The organism is Nostoc sp. (assembly GCF_036917935.1).
Taxonomy (GTDB): domain Bacteria; phylum Cyanobacteriota; class Cyanobacteriia; order Cyanobacteriales; family Nostocaceae; genus Nostoc.
On sequence record NZ_JBALEL010000022.1, the window covers coordinates 142518 to 160934 of the forward strand.

An 18417-nucleotide genomic window follows, 5' to 3' on the forward strand; every position below is an offset into this window, starting at 1 on the left:
CCTTGTTCCCTCATCTCCCCCTAGTCCCTCACGCTACCAACCCAGAACGTAAGGCCCTCACAGCAGCTTGGGTACGGTCATCAGCACATAGTTTATTTAGAATATTACGAACATGGGTCTTCACAGTACCAACCGTAATGTAGAGTTTCTCAGCAATCTGACCATTGCTACACCCAGCTACAATCAACTCCAGAATTTCTAGTTCCCGTTGAGTCAAGGGGTATGTTTCCAAAACTTGCTCGTATTCTGTCGCCAGCGCCTCAATTTTTACAGTCTTCGGCTTGTCAGAACTTTGGCTTTCTCCAGGAATACCTTGCCGCATCTTCCGCAATACCACATTGGCAATTGCCGGATCAATCCAAGAGTTACCGCCGTGAGTTGCTTGGATCGCCTCTGTTAATTTACTGATGCTGGTTTCTTTCATATAATAAGAATCAGCACCAGCGGCGAAGGCTGCAAGTACAGCATCCTCTGTATGATCCATTGTCAGGATGAGAATCTTCGTATTTGATTGCCCAGTTTCAGCCTGGTAGCGTTTGAATTTACGAGTGAGTTCGATGCCATCCATGTCAGGCAAGCCGATATCTACAACCGCTACGTCTGGCTTTGCCGTTTCTAAAAGTTTTAATCCTTGGGTAGCATTTGCTGCTTCGCCAATTACTTTCAATGCACTATGAGACTGTAATGCCGCTCGTAGCCCCATTCGCGTTAAGTCATGATCTTCAATTAAAATAATACTAATTTCATTCATCGCTACACTCACTCTTGTGCCGTTGGCATCTTTCAAAGTATTACCTTTCTCTAACTACTATCTCTTATTTTCCCAAACTAAAGATAGATGATATTTCAACCAGTCTGCATCCACCGATAGAAATAATAAGTACCCAATTTTTTGATATTTAGATAGAGGACAAATCTAGCTGAAGATATATGGATACTTAGACAAAAAGTATGAAATATTGAGACAAATGCCAAATTGCTGCTTCCTGCTTATAATTCAGCTTGAAGTTGCCATGTTCCATTCCTTAATTAGTATTATTTTGTATAAAACTTAAAAAAAAGCTTACGAAAATGAAAAAATTACAGCGCGTCAAAGTTGCTTTACGAAAAAGTAAAGGATGGTTTGGAACGATTTTTAACCAAACCTTTGGATTCATCCAATTGATGGAGCCAATAGAAATCCTCATGGAAGGGAATCAGACGGGGTTAAAATTTGCCAGAATCAGCAACAGCAAAGTAATTCGTAGTCCTTTGTGGCTAGCTTGTTCGCCTGACTTTTCAAAAAATATACAAGCCATCTGTGCAAACCTCACCCCTTTTAGGTTTTTAATTTCTGCCTAACTTTTGTCGGGAAGCTTTCTTATGGGTTAAGTTTTGGTAATTTTACGAACATGTATTAAGTCCGATCTAGCTGGGTAAATACTAACACAGTCCTGGCGATCGCTAAGAAAATTGTCGAAATTTCAGGAGGTAGGATTACTTCAGATTCACGAATAGGTATAGATAGTACTTTTTTATTTAGCTGGTCTAACTAATCTGATAGGTAAAACTCTTCAAGCTTATGGTACACGATAATGGGATGCAACTCTCACCAATGGCTGACGACGGTGGCTTGCTCACTCATTTACAATTGTTTTAAGCTGAGTAAAGTATTTTATTTTACTTTAATATCAGCTGCGTCTACTTTGTTAATTACTAATTTTTTGATAGTCATTGAGCATTTATTAAGAGTTTAATTCCCCGACTCTGGTAAATTAATCAGATTCAGGATGCAAAAGACTCAATTTAAACCCAGGTAAATGCCCGAAAGAGTGATTAATATACTACTAGGGGAGAAGAAGGAAGTTGATGTGATGGATGTCAAGCAGGCATGAAAGTGGATATTATGCACAATATCTTAATCAATCAAATTACAGATTTTAGATGTCCGAAAATATTATATTCTTTAGTTGGATAATCTGAAAAGGGAAATATTAAACATCAACCTATGTTTGGCGGTAAAAATAAAACCCGATGGAAGAAACGCTGAAAATTTTGCTTGTAGACGATGACGAAGGAGACCGGATAAGCATTCGTTCTGCCCTAACGAAAGCAGGTGTTCAGATGGAACTGTCTGAAGTAGGCGATGGTAATGATGCGTTTTCTGCCTTAACCACTACTGCATATCATTGTGTTTTCCTCGACTCTAGCTTACCAGATCAGGATGGACTAACCTTGATTCAACAGCTACGCTCTTCGGAAATTAAAGTTCCTTTAATAGTCTTAACTGGTCAAGGAGATGAACAAATTACTCTCCAATTATTGAAAGCTGGTGCTACAGACTATCTCTCTAAGTCTAGAATATCCCCAGAAACTTTGTCGCAGGTTTTGCGGAGTGCGATTCGGGTTTATCGGGCGGAAATGCAGGCAGATTTGGCAAACCAGCAGCTTAGAGAAAGTCATAAACAACTCATTAGTAAGAACCAAGAATTGGAGAGACAACAGCAACAGATTCAAATACAAAAGTTCAAGCTATTGGAGGCATCACGGCTAAAATCACTTTTTTTGGCAACTATATCCCACGAACTCAGAACGCCGATGAATGCGATTATTGGTTTTTCGCAAATACTGCTGCGTCCTAAGTTCGGTCAACTAACGCACCAGCAAGCAGATATGATTGAGCGGATCTTGAATAATGGGAAGCATTTGCTGATGCTACTTAATGAAGTTCTCGACTTTTCTAAACTGGAGGGAGGAGGATTAGACTTAAAGGCGGAAGTATTTGATGTATCAAAGGTAATAAATCTTGCTGTAGGTGAAATGCGTTCCCTAGCTGATGCTAAAAATCTTTCATTATTAGTACAAACCGATTTGCAAAATCCTTTGGTATTTAATGATCCGGGTCGTGTAAAACAAATTTTAATTAACCTGCTCTCTAACGCCATTAAGTTTACAGAGTTTGGTGAAATTTGGGTTGAGGTTAAGGAACTCCCTGCAAATCAAGTGGCAATTATTGTTCAGGATACAGGTATTGGCATAGCACCCAGAGATTTTAAACATATTTTTGAAGCATTTCGGCAAGTTGATCAAACCATCACTCGCAAATATCCAGGTACAGGTCTGGGTTTGGCAATTATAGATTCGCTAGTACGAATGATGGGTGGTAAAATATTTCTTGAGAGCAAATTGGGGGTCGGTTCAATGTTTAAAATTGAATTGCCACATCAAATTAGATTACCGACTGTAGTCGATGATGCTCTACCTTTATATTTAGATGGTGAGGAAGTTTTTTGCTCTGCTAATAAACCCCATCATTCATCTTGTCAAGCCAGGAAAGCACCAATAGGATATCCTAAATTTAAACTATAAATTACTTCCCAAAAAAACTGATAAAAGTTGATAAATCATGTCTGTAGTTGAAGATAATAAAATTTATCGTATCCTCGCAGTTGACGACACTCGAGATAATCTCATTTTGGTTGAAGCAATTTTAGAAAGTGAGGGGTATAAAATTGATTTGGCTTCAGATGGAATAAAGGCTTTGCAGCAAATTGACCAATCTCCACCCGATCTGATTCTGTTAGATGTGATGATGCCGGGGATAGATGGTTATGAAGTCACACGTCGGATTCGGAATAACCCTGCAATCTCTTATATTCCAATTCTGTTGATTACTGCCTTTCACCAATCCAGCGTTGTCGAAGGTTTGGATGCTGGTGCTGACGATTTTATTCGTAAACCATTTGATACTGATGAACTACTGGCAAGAGTGCGATCGCTATTGCGTCTTAAGCACAGTCTGGACGAACAACAAAAAATGGCCCGGCAACGCGAAGACTTTGTTTCCCGTCTGACTCATGATTTGCGAACTCCCCTAGTAGCCGCCGATCGGATGTTGAATTTGTTTGAGATGGAAACATTCTGCAAAATTTCGCCGGAAATGAAACAAGCGATCGCCGTGATGATTCGCAGTAACCAAAATTTGATGGAAATGGTGAACACCCTGTTAGAAGTGTATCGCTTCGAGGCAGGTAAAAAAACGTTGAATTGGGAGGAATGCGATTTACGTGAGATATCTCAAGAAGTAGTCAGCGAACTAAGTCCTCTAACTAGTGAAAAAGGCTTGACTCTGGAAATAGATACCCGTGAATTAGATCCACTGAGTCAAAACGCTGGTATTATTATGGGCGATCGCTTGGAACTACGGCGAGTCCTAAACAACCTGATTGCAAATGCCATCAAATTTACAGATACAGGAGGCATAACAATCCGCATTTTTGAAACATCACCTGCTCCAGGAAATTCAAATTTGGTAAAAATTGAGGTACAAGATACAGGATATGGAATTGCGCCTGAAGATCGGGCAACAATTTTCGAGCGATTTCGCCAAGGTAGAAATAAACGCTCAGGTAGTGGCTTAGGACTACATCTATCCCACCGCATTGTCGAAGGGCACGCAGGAACTATCCAGGTCGCTTCTGAACTAGGTAAAGGTAGTTTGTTTACTGTACAACTACCTAAAAACACTTAAGTTGTTCTCCTTTACCAGAGATTTTTTTGAGGATATCTCCCAAAAAATTACCAAAAATTGAATTAGCTTAAATTGATACTTGTATACTCCCCAACGACAGATGTATTGATAGACTAAAATTAACTAAATTCTGCTTTTGGATCATTCTATGGATAGTAGAAATCACTATTTTACAGAGTTATTATTCAGCCTATTAATGCCTGAAAAACGTGTATGCACCCTGGAATAATACCCAGGGTCTTTTTTTATAAAAACTTAGATAATCATTGTGTTTTCATCGTTGACTACTGTCATCCCCACCCTCAACTCTTAGTAGGGTGGGGATGGACAGGGGTACTGTTAAAAAGGATTATAGAGTAAACTAAAATACAGACCGTTTTCTTGTAATGTTCTATGATTTGAGTCAATAGATACTAAAGGAATGCCCCAGTCAAGACGAACGGTGAAGCGATCGCCCTGTGACCAACGCAACCCCAGACCAACAGCAGCTAAAGTATTAGGGTCGGGATTCTCTCTACCAGAACTGTTCCAGCCAACACCAAAATCTACAAAAGGGATAACCTGTAAGGTGCTATCTATCTGGGGTAAGCGCAAAATCGGGACTTGAACTTCCGCAGAAACAAAAGTGCCATTATCCGTCAGCAGGTAATCTTGACGGTAGCCCCGAATGCTATCCTGCCCACCTAAGCCAAATTGCTCTAAAGGCAAAAGTGTTCTAGATGCGAATTGCGTATTTAAACGTAATAACAATAAGGTTTCAGGAGCTAAAAGGCGTGCCCACTGCGCTTGTCCTTGCCAAGCAAAAAAACGGCTATCGGGAGCATCTTGATTAACCGTGGCATTCAACACATCTATGCCCAAACTGAATTGAGAGCGTAAGGCGATGACTTCACGACTGTTACGAGAAGTCCATTCTTGAAAAAATCGCAACGCAGATACCCTGGTACGTCCCTCTTCATCAGCACCAGGCGAAAGTTCAGAGGCGGGAACCCCTAGTCTCTGTAGCAAAGATGAGATATCACTTTCGCGTCGGGAAGCTGTTAACCCCAAAGCGAATTCTTTTGTAGGAGTTTGAACTATGGGCTGGCGAAATGTCAGTTCGTAGTAGCGAGATGCCGATTCGATATCTAGGAAGTCGAAAGGAGGTTCAATGACATTACTCGACGTGACGCCATAGTTGAAGCTAAGGGTTCCATTGCGGGGATTGAGAGGTAATGTGTAGTTGGCATCAAAGGAGTTGCTACCATCAGTGTTAGTGTATCCTAAACTTAGACCATCTCCCAATCCGAGTAAGTTCGCTTCATTCAATCGTAATCCGCGGCGAAAACTGCCAACACTAGGCGATCGCCCATTATCAAGAACTATTTGACTACTAAAGGTTTTTGCCTCAGTGACTTTAACTTCTAAGAGACTCGCACCAGTCCGCGATCCTGCTGAGAGTTCAGCAGTCACGTTTTCAATCAAAGGATTAAGTTGCAAAAGTTGCAGTGCTTCTAACAGACGCTGGCGATTCAGAGGCGCTGATGTTGCTATTGCTAGTCGGCTGCGGACATAATTCGGATTCAACCGCCGAGTCCCAGTTACCAGGATATCTTCTAATTTACCTTCGACCACCTGAATTTTGAGAACACCGGATTGGATTGTTTGAGGTGGAATATAAGCACCAGAAGTAATGTAACCATTTTTGACGTATAAATCAGTGATTTTAGAACGTGCTTGATAGACTTCAGTCAGCGAGATCGGTCGTTTGGTAAATTCAGCAGTGGCTTTGGCTAACTCTTGGGCACTGAAGACTGTGCTACCAAGAACTTCAAACCGTTCAACAACAATAGTTTGAGGAAAGTTGCCAGGGAGTCGTTCATCTGGTGTGGGAGTTGGGGCGGAGGGTGGAAATAGTTCTGCTGGTGGGGGGAGTGGCTGTGGCAGTTCAGGTGAGGGAAGGGGGGAAGGTGAAGGTGGTTGGATATCCTGTGGTGGGGGAATTTTTTGTGATCGGGTGAAATTACTAGTTGGTAATTGTGTAGCATCAACAGCCTGAGCTTTCAGTGGACTTAAAGATATACTGCTGAACAATAGAAGCATACTCAGCGGTAAGCAGGACACTATAAGATTCTGAGGGTATTTATCAATCATCGCACTGGACTATTTTTTGTCAGCAACTATGGGATTATACGGGGACTGCTTCAGATGTGAATCTTACTTCATCTTTTGTCGCTAAAGTTGATATCTTGAGCAAATCTCAATTTAAAAGCAATTTTCATGTATTTGAACCACATCTGTCGTAAGGGCACAGAAAAAGCTCATTGGTGTCAACTTAACGTGAAAGCAAGTCTAGAACTAGCTTTTAGATTGCCTCGTTAAGAGTCTCCGACTGGGAATGCTCGTCCTTGAGGCTCCGCCTCTCTTGCTGGCGGCAGAGCCGCCAGGAGCAGCATTTCTAGCCTCTGGCTAGAAACGAGGTTTTAAAGGAGTTTCAGCTTAAGTTGACACCAATCAATGAGCAATGCTGTGCCCCTACCGCGTGGTTTATTTACCTGAAAATAGCTGTAATATCATGTCCGCTTAATAACTTACGATAGTCATTGCGAACGAAGTGAAGCAATCACAAGGGTTTGGAGATTGCTTCACTTCGTTCGCAATGACAACTAATCAGCCGGACATGATATAAAAGCTAAATCATCTGGTTATCGCAGACTTAAAAGTATCGATGAGACATCTCCATAAATTAATTATGCGTTGCCAAAAATCCTTGGTAGGCAAAATTCATGGATTGTGCCTACGTCATTTTCACTCCTATATTTGTTGTCATAATTCTTGCTAGAGGAATGCTGTCCTCTGCCTCAGTAAAGTGACTAAAGCTTTTTTTGCGGTTTAAGTCTTACAGCAAATCTCTAATTTTAGTGTGCTGCAATCAGCGGAGGTCTTTCCGTTGCGCGTCTCTGCAAGAGAAGCCTACACGCTGATTGCAACCTCCTGCCTTTTTCACTCCATACCGCTTTGCTTAAACATTCCCATCAATTTACGTTTACGAGCGTGAGTTTGCATCAAGTTTTCCCGATAGCTTAACCAGTCAGCTTTCTTCCCAGATTCTAAGTAGGCATTACGCGCCTTTTTCAACCATTCAACCGCGTAATAGTAGTATTCGGCTTTTCCTGCATCCATAATCTTTTCGGCACGGCGACGAGCATTAGCAATCACCCAACTAGGATTGTGAGGGATAGCAGCATCCATGACTCGGTGAATTAACTCTGAATGATCAGAACTGATTTCACTAGCGATCGCAATTGCATCATCAATTAGCCCCTCATGCAAGAATATATCCACCTTGGCTGATTCTGTTCCCCAACCACTATAAGTACGGACAATTCTCAGCAGGTCTGTTTGGACACTTTCCCAGTTTTCCCCAGCCAATTCTGCCATCTTTTGGTAATCCACAAAGGAGGGCTTGACTTGAAAAGCCGCTTTGATTCCTAATAAAGCAGTTTCACTATTACCCAACTCAACAGCTAAATCACTTGTCCAAATTCCCAGTTCGTACTGACAATTACCAGGTAAATTTAATCCACTCTGGGCTATATCTAGTGCTTGCTGTAATGCTCCCTGAACGCTGAGTGTTTTCGCTAGGGCAAAGGCTTCTTCCATTGAGTTCATTTGGGTTTGAGCAGCATCAATTGCTTCTTCCACCCTGCCTAAACGCCCCAACATTGTCAGATATTGCTGGGTTTGCCCTTCCGCTGCTGCTAAATACAGGTATTCTTGATAACGTTCTTGACGTTCGAGAATTTTCAGGCGAATTAATGCCAAATCGTCTGCATAATCTGGTACATCTTCTTCCCAAGCTCCCCTTTCGCTGATATTACCTTGGAGAACTTGTACCAGGGGCGGATAATCCCAACCTTGGCGTAAAGCCTCCATAATTAGGCCAAAATCAACATTCCACTCATCTTGCCACGCTTCCAAATTTATTTGAATATCAACTTTTTCTTCTGGGGAGAGTTCGGTGCTAAGAATTGCTTCACACCAAGCTTGATTCAGTTCCTTGACAATTTGCTCATTTTCAGCACCGTATTCGGCAACATCATCCCAATTTTCGACACAGGTAGAGGTAATCGCTTCCAAAATAGCGATCGCATTTTCACCCTCTCCCCGTTCGCTAAAATCTACCGCAGTTTGCACCACACTCAGCAAATCTTCGCCAATCGGGTCTTCTTCGTACCCCTCCTCAAAGTAGCGCACGGTATCCTTGAGAATCTGCCGTACTTGCCGCCGAAAGGGAGCCGGATCAAGAGTATTACGGCGCACGGGTTTTATGGTTGTTTGGTTATCAGCAGGATTCGTCATCCAACTGACATGGCGGTCAATCGCCTCAATCAGTGGTGAGTATTCTGCTACCAACTCTTGCAGCAGCCTTTGAGTTTGGATATGATCGAGGCGATTTAGTAGTTGTTCTAGGGTGGGGCGCTGCTCAATATTTTCTGAGTTACGCGCACAGACGAGCATCGTCGCGACAATGTGTTTGCACCACCCTTGAAAGTCGTAGGCACAGGTGCATTTTACTGAGGTTAACCCACTGCTATCGAAACTCAGGTTGACATGATAAGGTCTAGCTTGAGTGCCGACAACATCTGCCTGAAGCAGATGACCACGTTGGATCACGGCATTGACAGCACCAGACTGATAATATGCCTCGCCCCGCTGGAAAGATTTGGCGTTGGCATGACGGCGAATAGTAAATTCACTAATTTGGGGAATAGACATCGAGCGATCGCCTGCGTAACACTAAGCTGGATCAATCCTAAATCCAGCTTAGTGTTACGCTAACGCGCTGTAAAGAAAAAGGTGTGGGGACTCTGGATGAGACTGCAATTTCTATTCCTTAACTAGCTCAGAACTGGAATCCGCTTCACTACCCTGCAAATACTCACCTAATTTATTGTCGCTTTTCTGGGAAAACCAACCCATATAATGAAAACATCCATATTTTCGCCAGAAGTGAGTGAATCATAATTTGAGTTAGCAACACCCGAACCTTAAATCAGTGAACAGTCAACAGTAAACAGTCAGGGTAATGTATGGTGAGGGATTTATAGTCTAGCGATAAAACTGATAACTGTTAAAGGGGTTGCGCTGATTGTCGGTCAAGTTGAGAATAAATAGGCGAAGCACACGGGGAAACTAACGTGAGTCAAGGATATGATTACGATTTAGTAATTATCGGCGCTGGTGTAGGCGGACATGGCGCAGCCTTACACGCCGTGAGTTGTGGTCTGAAAACAGCGATTATTGAAGCTGCTGATATGGGAGGAACCTGTGTTAATCGGGGCTGTATTCCTTCTAAAGCTCTGCTGGCAGCATCTGGACGTGTACGGGAGTTACGCAATGCCCACCACCTCAAGTCACTGGGAATTCAAATTGGTAGCGTGGAATTCGATCGCCAAGCGATCGCCAATCATGCTAATAATCTCGTCTCGAAAATTCAAGGCGACTTAACCAACAGCCTCAAACGTCTAAAAGTCGATATCATCAAAGGTTGGGGAAAAATCGCTGGGGCGCAAAAAGTTTCTATCACCGGAGACGGTGGTGAAAAAACGATCACAGCCAAAGATATCATCCTTTCGCCAGGTTCAATTCCTTTTGTGCCTCCGGGGATTGAAGTAGACGGCAAAACTGTCTTTACCAGCGATCAAGGTGTCAAGTTGGAGTCGCTACCAGACTGGGTAGCGATTATTGGCAGTGGTTATATCGGCTTGGAATTTTCTGATATTTACTCAGCTTTGGGTTGTGAAATCACCTTGATTGAAGCCCTAGATCAGTTAATGCCAGGATTTGACCGCGATATTGCCAAACTTGCCGAACGGGTGCTAATTACTCCCCGCGATATTGAAACGAAAGTCGGGATATACGCCAAAAAAGTCATTCCCGGTTCACCTGTGGTGATTGAGTTAGCAGATTTCAAAACCAAAGAAGATGTCGATGTCATCGAGGTAGATGCTTGCTTGGTGGCTACCGGACGCATCCCAGCGACCAAAAATCTGGGTTTAGAGTCTGTGGGCGTGGAAGTTGATCGGCGGAATTTTATCCCAGTTGACGATCGCATGGCAGTGCTATCAGCAGGTGAAGTCGTGCCGCATTTGTGGGCAATTGGCGACGCTAATGGGAAAATGATGTTGGCACATGCGGCTTCTGCTCAAGGCATCATCGCGGTAGAAAACATAGTTGGGAGGGAAAGAATAGTAGACTATCGCAGCATCCCCGCAGCGGCATTTACCCACCCAGAAGTCAGCTATGTAGGCTTAACTGAAACAGCAGCTAAGGAGTTGGGACAAACCGAGGGGTTTGAAATTGCCACAAGTAAAAGTTACTTCAAAGGAAATTCCAAAGCGTTGGCAGAAAATGAAGCCGACGGTATTGCCAAGGTGATATATCGCAAAGACACCGGAGAAGTCTTAGGCGTTCACATTTTCGGACTGCACGCCTCAGACTTAATTCATGAAGCGTCAGCTGCGATCGCCAACCGTCAATCTGTCCAAAGTCTCGCACATTTAGTTCACGCCCATCCAACACTTTCGGAAGTCTTGGACGAAGCTTATAAACGAGCGATCGCAATTTAATCATTTGTTCTTTGTCATTTGTCCTTTGCTAATAAACAAGGACAAATGACCACTGATCAATGACCAATGACCAATGACAAATGACCACTGACCAATGACTAATTATGCAAATCCGTCGTCGTTCACCTAACCCAGTTATTGCTGTATCCATGTTACGTTATCAGGCTGTCGTGCCTGACGGAGCGCCAAACAACATCTTGGAGGAAATTGTCTGGCAGAAAGAAGTAGAATATGACCAAATGCGGGAAAAGGTTCCTTTGCAAGAATTACAGAAGCAGGTACTCACTGCGCCGCCAACCCGTGATTTTGTCGCCGCTTTGCGCCAAGGTAAGACAAAGCCAGCATTGATTGCCGAAATCAAAAAAGCTTCACCCAGCAAAGGCGTTTTACGAGAAGATTTTGACCCAGTAGCGATCGCCCAATCTTATCAGCAAGCCAAAGCTAGTTGTCTTTCTGTACTGACAGATACCAAGTTCTTTCAAGGTAGTTTTGATAACTTAGCCAAAGTTCGGGCTGCGGTAGATTTGCCCTTACTTTGTAAAGAGTTTGTGATTTATGCTTACCAAATATACTTGGCGCGAGTTCAGGGTGCAGATGCTATTTTGTTGATTGCAGCTATCCTGAGCGATCAAGATTTGAAATACTTCCTCAAAATTGCTAACAACCTGAAAATGGCAGCCCTGATTGAAGTCCATAGCTTGGCAGAACTTGACCGTGTGTTAGCCTTAGATGGAGTCTCCTTGGTAGGAATCAATAATCGCAATTTGGAAGATTTCTCTGTTGATCTGCAAACCACTTGCCAACTTTTAGCTGCAAGGGGTAGCCAATTGCAAGAGAAAAACATCCTTGTTGTCAGCGAATCAGGACTACACAACCCAGAGGATTTGAGTTTGGTGCTGACAGCAGGTGCATCTGCTGTGCTTATTGGAGAATCTTTGGTAAAACAACCAGATCCCGGCGCTGCGATCGCCCATATATTGCCGAGGAATTTCTGAAAAGTTACACCTCATCAGCCCCAACTGGCTTAGGGCAAACTGCACACAATAGTTGGCAATTGGGCACACTATGCGTAGACACGCAGCACTTTGCCATCAAATATCATCAATATCTTTGCCAAATCTTCATTGCTAATCAAATTAAAGCCATAAACAACTAGTTATTTATTATGTAACAATTCATTTACAAAAGACAAACTCTGACTAAGTAGGTAGGCACGAATTAATCTAACTATGTAACAAAATGTAAACCCGTCAAAGTCCTTGTGATTGCTTGGTTACACTCCGTTTCACTCGCAATGACATACTTGTAAATTTTCCCACCTACTTACTTAATAGAAAATACCAAATATGAAATCAAAATTTAAGTTCATGGAGCAAATTCCTCTACCTTCACCTATTCACTACGAACTTATACTTCAACTCTTAGAAAGACAAACTATGTTAGCAGTAAATGATAATCCAGATTTACGGTATCAGGTGAATCAGCTAATTATTACTCTCCGTAAAGCTGCTGTGCAGCAAAAGCGACTAGAAGAAATTTGCGAGTTTTCCTCTGTAACTATTGATCATCGTTGGTCGATCAACCATCATCACGATAGCAAAGTTGTTGCCCCCGATTGAAGTTGATAAATTAAATATCTCAACCTCAAATTTGGCATTTTTGTGAAGTTAGCTTACCATCATCAGAAAGTGTCCCTGTGTATTGAAGTGGTGAGTGCTTAAAAGTTCCGCCGCACTTGCTTGACTCAAATGCACAGTTTGGGGTGTGATTTCAAAGAATTTATATACATTCTGGTTACAGAACTTTCTTAGCTTTGGAAAAATATCTATAAATGCTAGATTTTAAATCGGCAGTTTCAACGCTCAGACTTTAATTGATATAATTTTTACTTTCTTTAGCTAGTTTTCTCAAGTTATACATAGTTGTTGTTTCTCTAACTACTAACTTAGCTTTTTACAATTTATACAATAATTCTATTAATGCTGTAGAAATAATCGTCATATTTATCAGATTTTAGCTCTGAAAAAGTTCATCTTGATTTAGAGGAAACTGTAGATAAGTTAAAATATTGATCAGATTCTCTCTCGAATTTGACAAAAGATGAAATACAACAGCATTGATGAACTCCTCAGAAATAATCAGGCTTGGGTTGCCGAAAAGCTAGCCCTAGACCCAACTTACTTTCAAGAATTATCTAGCGGACAAACACCACCTTTTCTATATATCGGGTGTTCTGACAGTCGTCTGGCATTAACAAAGTTTACCCATACAGAACCAGGAGAGTTATTTGTACATCGTAATATTGCCAATCAAGTTTCTCTAACGGATATAAACTTTTTAGCAGTTTTAGAATACGCAATTTTACATCTTAAAGTGGAACATATTATCGTTTGTGGTCACTATGATTGCGGAGGAATTAAGATAGCTTTAGAAGGGAGAAGCATCGGAATTCTTGATAACTGGGTAAATCCGATTCGGGAACTGTATTTAGACAAACAAGAAGAAATTGATGCCTTGCCAACAAGAGAAGAACGTCTGAATCGTTTGGCGGAAATCAATGTTGTGGCACAAGTAAAAAATCTTTACCAAACTTCCATCATGCGTCAGGTACTCCATGAGCGAAAAGCGCCTATGGTTCATGGCTGGGTACTAGATATACGCACTGGGTTAATCAAAGATTTGAACGTCTCAACTGTGCAATGGCAATTGCACATCTGCCCCTTGCTTCTAGAGTTTAGACTCTATGCCATGTTAAAAAATTAGAGTTAATTCGATATTTTCCACTACACCAAAGCCGACATTAGACACTTTATAAATACTGTTTTTACAACTTTTATTTAGATATCGGGTTTTATTGGGCAGTGTCTATGTATATTTCAAAAATAAAATAGGATTTTTAGAGATTTTTCTTTAATTAAAGTTAAAAATACAAAACAGTTAATTTCCTAACCTTTTTGAGAGAGGCAATTCATGAATTGCCTCTACACCAACATTACTCAGAATCAGTAACGCCGAGATTGGTACGCTCAACCTACTTCTACAAAGAATTATTTTTTAGCAATTATCCATATTGCATGAATAATCCCAGGAATGTAACCAAAAAGCGTCAAAAGTATATTAATCCAAAAGTCTATACCAAAACCTACTTGTAAAAAAACTCCCAAAGGCGGCAGGAAAATGGCACACAGAATCCGAACTAAATCCATTTAAACCTCCTGTTCATCTCACAAAAAACAGCTTGCTGGCGAACTGATTCACCACTGCTCAAGCATATTTGTACTTTTCAAAGATAACATTCCCTCTCTTAATCTAGATCGCGGTTTAGATACGGTAAACCGCACTCCAGATTAGCCACCGCTAATTTTGGCTTTGTAACCTAGCTTGGTCAAAACCTCGACAATTTTCTGTTTGTGTTCGCCCTGAATTTCAATTTCGTTGTCTTTAAGTGTCCCACCTGTCCCACACTGGGTTTTCAACTGCTTCACCAAATCTGCTAAGGTTTCCGGTTTGGCTTGAAAACCACTAATCACGGTGACGGTTTTGCCTTTGCGTCCTTTGCGGGAAGCTTGTACTTTCAGATTTTGTTGTTGTGGGGGTAGTTCTGGAATTGGTCTTTCTATGGCAGCGGAGTTGTCGTTGCCAAATTCGCGGTAGACAAAGCTTTTGTGAGAAGATTGAGAATTGGAAGAAGACATAAAATGAATGTTTAAGAAAAATTTCAAAGGCAGTGGAAACTTTTACGCAACCATTCTGCTGGGATATCAATTTCTAGGCTAACATTACACATCTATACATCATAACCAAACTGACCTAACACTTGAACTAATCCTTCCTTCTGTGGAAAATAGATTCAAATGGTTGAACTGATTTAGGAAAATGGCTTGTCTATGTCTATAATTAAACCTAATCTCACCTAAACCATCTCAAACTCTAATTGATGACTCTTGAGAAAATCATGGGTGAAGTGATCGACCATATTTGTATCAGCTAGTTCCAGATTATAAAAATCCACAGCTTCATGGTCAAAATGGGGGCCAGCGTGCCAAGTACCCTCATCTAGCTTGATAAAACAATCTCCCGGAATGCGGAAAGCAGCAATCTCTTTTAATGCGGGTTCATTCACATTATTATCAGGAGGACAAACTGCAATTAACCAATCCTTCCCTGACAAAGAACCCAGACATTGAGTGCATTGGAGATGGCGAGTAATTTTGTGGAACTTTCGCCCTCTCTTCTCCAACCGCATAACATAAAATCGTGGAATCCCGTTTTGCAGGTTTAACTGGGCATCTTCCCCATCATAAGTTTTACCATCAAGACTTGCAAAAATCACCTGTCCATAACGGCGAAAGTTTTCAGAAGTCACCCATTGTACTTGCAATTGTTGCACTGTCTTTGATGTGTTCATATCAAATCATTAAGAGAGATTATTTAGGTTTATTTTTGCCCAAAATGACTGAATTTTACACAGTCATGATGGTGATTTCCTCAGTTTAAATGCCCTAAATTATCAAAAAATAACCTCAGCTAGCTAGATAACTACGCACTTGTTCCTTTTGGCGTCGGAGGAGACTGAGAGCTTTTTGTTCTATCTGACGCACCCGTTCTCGACTAATACCCATGCGATCGCCAATCTGTGCTAAAGAAAGTTCATACCCATCAGTTAGACCAAAGCGCAAGGTTAATATTTCTCGCTGCTGGGGAGACAGCTTTGCCAATAAGTCTTGTAAGTCTTGGTGGAGAGATTCTTCAACCGCATAATCTTCGGGAGAAGGGCCATCATCCTCCAGTATGTCCTGCAATTCTGTATCTTGTTGTTCACCAACTCGCGCCTCTAGAGAGAAGGGTTGACGCGCCAAGTACAAACACTCTCGAACTTGGCTAGGTGTCAAAGATAAGGCAGTGGCAATTTCAGCAGTAGTGGGAACGCGACCCAACTGTTGAGATAATTCTCGCTGCACCCGTTTAATTTTGTTCAGTTTCTCAAAGACGTGGATAGGTAAACGAATTGTCCGTCCTTGTTGAGCGATCGCCCGTGTAATTCCTTGACGAATCCACCAGTAAGCGTAGGTAGAAAACTTATAACCAAGGGCAGGATCAAATTTATCCACCCCTCGCTCCAAACCTAAAGTACCTTCTTGAATTAAATCCATAAATTCCAGGTTGCGGTGCTGGTATTTCTTCGCCACAGCTACCACTAACCGGAGATTAGCCTGAATCATTTTCTGCTTGGCATGGTGTCCTAAATTTAGCTGTTGCTCTAACACCTCAACACTTAACTCCACCTGATCTGCCCATTCTTGCTGCGTGGGTTCGTGGTTTAATTTCACAGCCAATTCTTCTTTAGCAGCTAATAAACTCATCATCTGCTGCACTTGTTGGGCAAAAATAACCTCTTGTTCGCGAGTCAACAAATCTACACGCCCGATCTCTTGCAGATAACTACGCACAATATCATCTGTAGCTCGAGGCTTTTTATCTGCGGCTAAACTTTTTTTCTTCGTTTTTTGAACTTCGGTATGTGGAGATGTTAAGTTGCTCATGGTTATTTGCTCCTCTGTAACCTCATCAATTTATTGGTATCAAGTCTAGATATTCAGACCTACAGCCATTTCACACTGCCAATCAATACATATCTTGCAAAAGTCCCTAACACCCCATCCCTTAATTCCCTTTCCCTAGATTTTAGGGGAGACAAAGCGCAGCTTTGGCGGGGTGGAACTATTATTTGTAATTTGTGCAACAGATGTAATCAATTGGCAACACTGATGAATTCTGGTCTATGATACATTACAAGTTAATTCTTGGAGATAATAAACCCAAAATCAACCCACCCATTAATACTAACATCATCACCAGTCACAAATCAATTACCTAAAGTATCATCAGCATATCCTTTGAAGTAATTACACTCCTTTTTTATTGATTTTTGCATTTTTTCAACCACAATTATCTTTAGTTTAATTATCTAATGCAGTTCTGAGAAAAATTCCAAAACCTAACGATTAACGATTCTATTATCTCAGAGTTAAATTACTAACAGCAACTTTTACAATCATCAAAATACAAAAAGCTTATTTGTTGAAGTGTTAATAGTCTAGTTATACTTTCATGCAATTCTAATTAAATATAAAATATCCATTTTCACCTCTACTTTTTTGCTAGATAATCCAATCATATCAAGCTGGGTACATAGCGGGCGAGCGTTAAACATGGGAGAAAGCACTTCTCCTTTTCCCGCTGCTCAATAACAGCTTTTTTTAGAAGTCAGGTCCAATATTTAGTAATTAGACATCTAATGAAATTAATTATGCGGTATCCAGAACCCTTGTAGAGACGTATCAGCACTACATCTCTACATTCATTTTCACTCATATCTCTATTAGGGATTGAGGATGACAAAAACGCAGATATCTGTGACAATTGCATTTGTGTCATAGTGTACGCAGATATCTGTATTGGATGCGGTATTATCAATAGAATTACTCCTGAAGACATTTTATGGATTAAAAGTGGTAACAGTGGTAACACTAACACCAAGGATAATACTTGGCAAGATAGCAACACCCGCGATCGCCACTAAATATCCGATTGAAGCGAAAAGACTTTTATTTAGAGGTAGGTAGTTGATTGTTATAGAGCATAACTTGAACAACAAGATTCCTCACTTATTGGAGAAGTCGAAAATAGTCTGAGACTTATAACCAAGCAACATCTCATAGCTTTCTCGCTTACTATTTTTCACCTTAAGTTGACACCAAAGCAGATTTATGCATCTAGACAGATGATTGACTTATTGCCAAGATTTTTGCGAAAATGCTACTATCTTGAAATTTTAATCTAACTCTTCAATCATCACTTTAGTAGATATTGGTTAAGAAAAGCATTCACCTCATTGGCGCATAATCCGACATTAACTATCTTTCCTGCTTTACTGATAATGTCTAATCCTTGACCATTATTCCGGGGGTCTGGATCAAGTATAGATACATATATTTCATGTATCCGACAATCTTCAGCGATCGCTAAAGTACAGGCGGGAGTGCATCCATGAAAAGAACAAGGTTCAAGAGTTACATACATTTTCAAGAAGTTGAAAGCTTTACCTTGAATCTGTTTAAGTGCGTCAGCCTCAGCATGGTGTTTTCCTGGTGCTTGCGTGTATCCTTGAGCCACTATCTTTTGGGTATCTATAATTACACAACCTACTGGTGGATTAGGCAAACATTCCGGCAAAGCTTTTCTGCTTTGAGCTAAAGCAGCCAGCATAAATATTTCATCCATGTTTGAGCGTAA

General features: G+C 41.2%; 17 protein-coding genes. 8 read left to right on the top strand and 9 right to left on the bottom strand.

Going from position 1 to position 18417, the window contains the following annotated elements; translation table 11 throughout:
• Nucleotides 1-28: 28 nt before the first annotated feature.
• A complete protein-coding gene (locus V7K62_RS10105; RefSeq protein WP_334863835.1) occupies nucleotides 29-751 on the bottom strand; it encodes a response regulator transcription factor in 723 nt (240 codons plus the stop codon).
• A 320-nt stretch (nucleotides 752-1071) separates the two neighbouring features.
• Here V7K62_RS10105 and V7K62_RS10110 point away from each other — a divergent pair, with 320 nt between their 5' ends.
• The 3 genes from V7K62_RS10110 (at nucleotide 1072) to V7K62_RS10120 (ending at nucleotide 4510) form a co-directional block, all read left to right on the top strand.
• On the top strand, nucleotides 1072-1341 hold the full coding sequence (locus V7K62_RS10110) for a hypothetical protein (RefSeq protein WP_334863793.1): 270 nt from the start codon (nucleotides 1072-1074) through the stop codon (nucleotides 1339-1341).
• A 672-nt stretch (nucleotides 1342-2013) separates the two neighbouring features.
• Nucleotides 2014-3348, top strand: a complete 1335-nt coding sequence (locus tag V7K62_RS10115) for an ATP-binding response regulator (RefSeq protein ID WP_334863794.1) — start codon at nucleotides 2014-2016, stop codon at nucleotides 3346-3348.
• Between the two features lie 37 nt (nucleotides 3349-3385).
• Complete coding sequence (locus V7K62_RS10120; protein ID WP_334863795.1) at nucleotides 3386-4510, top strand: hybrid sensor histidine kinase/response regulator; 1125 nt, start codon at nucleotides 3386-3388, stop codon at nucleotides 4508-4510.
• 339 nt (nucleotides 4511-4849) lie between these two features.
• On the opposite strand, the gene V7K62_RS10125 is transcribed toward V7K62_RS10120, so the two are convergent.
• Nucleotides 4850-6592: a ShlB/FhaC/HecB family hemolysin secretion/activation protein gene (locus V7K62_RS10125; protein WP_442937247.1), complete on the bottom strand. Its 1743-nt coding sequence runs from the start codon at nucleotides 6590-6592 to the stop codon at nucleotides 4850-4852.
• A gap of 900 nt (nucleotides 6593-7492) precedes the next feature.
• Complete coding sequence (locus V7K62_RS10130) at nucleotides 7493-9268, bottom strand: SWIM zinc finger family protein (RefSeq protein WP_334863797.1); 1776 nt, start codon at nucleotides 9266-9268, stop codon at nucleotides 7493-7495.
• Between the two features lie 422 nt (nucleotides 9269-9690).
• On the opposite strand from V7K62_RS10130, the gene lpdA reads away from it, so the two are divergent.
• The 4 genes from lpdA (at nucleotide 9691) to V7K62_RS10150 (ending at nucleotide 13884) form a co-directional block, all read left to right on the top strand.
• On the top strand, nucleotides 9691-11121 hold the full coding sequence (lpdA, locus tag V7K62_RS10135) for a dihydrolipoyl dehydrogenase (protein ID WP_334863798.1): 1431 nt from the start codon (nucleotides 9691-9693) through the stop codon (nucleotides 11119-11121).
• A 104-nt stretch (nucleotides 11122-11225) separates the two neighbouring features.
• Nucleotides 11226-12116 carry an indole-3-glycerol phosphate synthase TrpC gene (gene trpC, locus V7K62_RS10140; protein ID WP_334863799.1) on the top strand — a complete coding sequence of 297 codons (891 nt, stop codon included), beginning with the start codon at nucleotides 11226-11228 and terminating at the stop codon, nucleotides 12114-12116.
• Between the two features lie 372 nt (nucleotides 12117-12488).
• Nucleotides 12489-12740 (top strand): DUF5340 domain-containing protein, encoded by a 252-nt coding sequence (locus V7K62_RS10145; RefSeq protein ID WP_334863836.1) that lies wholly within the window; start codon nucleotides 12489-12491, stop codon nucleotides 12738-12740.
• A 481-nt stretch (nucleotides 12741-13221) separates the two neighbouring features.
• Complete coding sequence (locus V7K62_RS10150) at nucleotides 13222-13884, top strand: carbonic anhydrase (RefSeq protein ID WP_334863800.1); 663 nt, start codon at nucleotides 13222-13224, stop codon at nucleotides 13882-13884.
• A 284-nt stretch (nucleotides 13885-14168) separates the two neighbouring features.
• On the opposite strand, the gene V7K62_RS10155 is transcribed toward V7K62_RS10150, so the two are convergent.
• The 5 genes from V7K62_RS10155 to V7K62_RS31500 form a co-directional block, all read right to left on the bottom strand.
• Nucleotides 14169-14327: a YqaE/Pmp3 family membrane protein gene (locus V7K62_RS10155; protein ID WP_334863801.1), complete on the bottom strand. Its 159-nt coding sequence runs from the start codon at nucleotides 14325-14327 to the stop codon at nucleotides 14169-14171.
• 141 nt (nucleotides 14328-14468) lie between these two features.
• A complete protein-coding gene (locus V7K62_RS10160) occupies nucleotides 14469-14816 on the bottom strand; it encodes a translation initiation factor (RefSeq protein WP_334863803.1) in 348 nt (115 codons plus the stop codon).
• 218 nt (nucleotides 14817-15034) lie between these two features.
• Nucleotides 15035-15529 (bottom strand): ureidoglycolate lyase, encoded by a 495-nt coding sequence (locus tag V7K62_RS10165; RefSeq protein WP_334863804.1) that lies wholly within the window; start codon nucleotides 15527-15529, stop codon nucleotides 15035-15037.
• A gap of 115 nt (nucleotides 15530-15644) precedes the next feature.
• A complete protein-coding gene (locus tag V7K62_RS10170) occupies nucleotides 15645-16664 on the bottom strand; it encodes an RpoD/SigA family RNA polymerase sigma factor (protein WP_334863805.1) in 1020 nt (339 codons plus the stop codon).
• A gap of 839 nt (nucleotides 16665-17503) precedes the next feature.
• Complete coding sequence (locus V7K62_RS31500) at nucleotides 17504-17599, bottom strand: DUF3172 domain-containing protein (RefSeq protein WP_442937249.1); 96 nt, start codon at nucleotides 17597-17599, stop codon at nucleotides 17504-17506.
• On the opposite strand from V7K62_RS31500, the gene V7K62_RS10175 reads away from it, so the two are divergent.
• Complete coding sequence (locus V7K62_RS10175; RefSeq protein ID WP_334863806.1) at nucleotides 17561-17704, top strand: hypothetical protein; 144 nt, start codon at nucleotides 17561-17563, stop codon at nucleotides 17702-17704. The genes V7K62_RS31500 and V7K62_RS10175 overlap by 39 nt on opposite strands.
• A 272-nt stretch (nucleotides 17705-17976) precedes the next feature.
• Here the strand turns inward: V7K62_RS10175 and V7K62_RS10180 are convergent, their stop codons facing one another.
• Complete coding sequence (locus V7K62_RS10180; protein ID WP_334863807.1) at nucleotides 17977-18405, bottom strand: bifunctional diaminohydroxyphosphoribosylaminopyrimidine deaminase/5-amino-6-(5-phosphoribosylamino)uracil reductase RibD; 429 nt, start codon at nucleotides 18403-18405, stop codon at nucleotides 17977-17979.
• Between the last annotated feature and the right edge of the window lie 12 nt (nucleotides 18406-18417).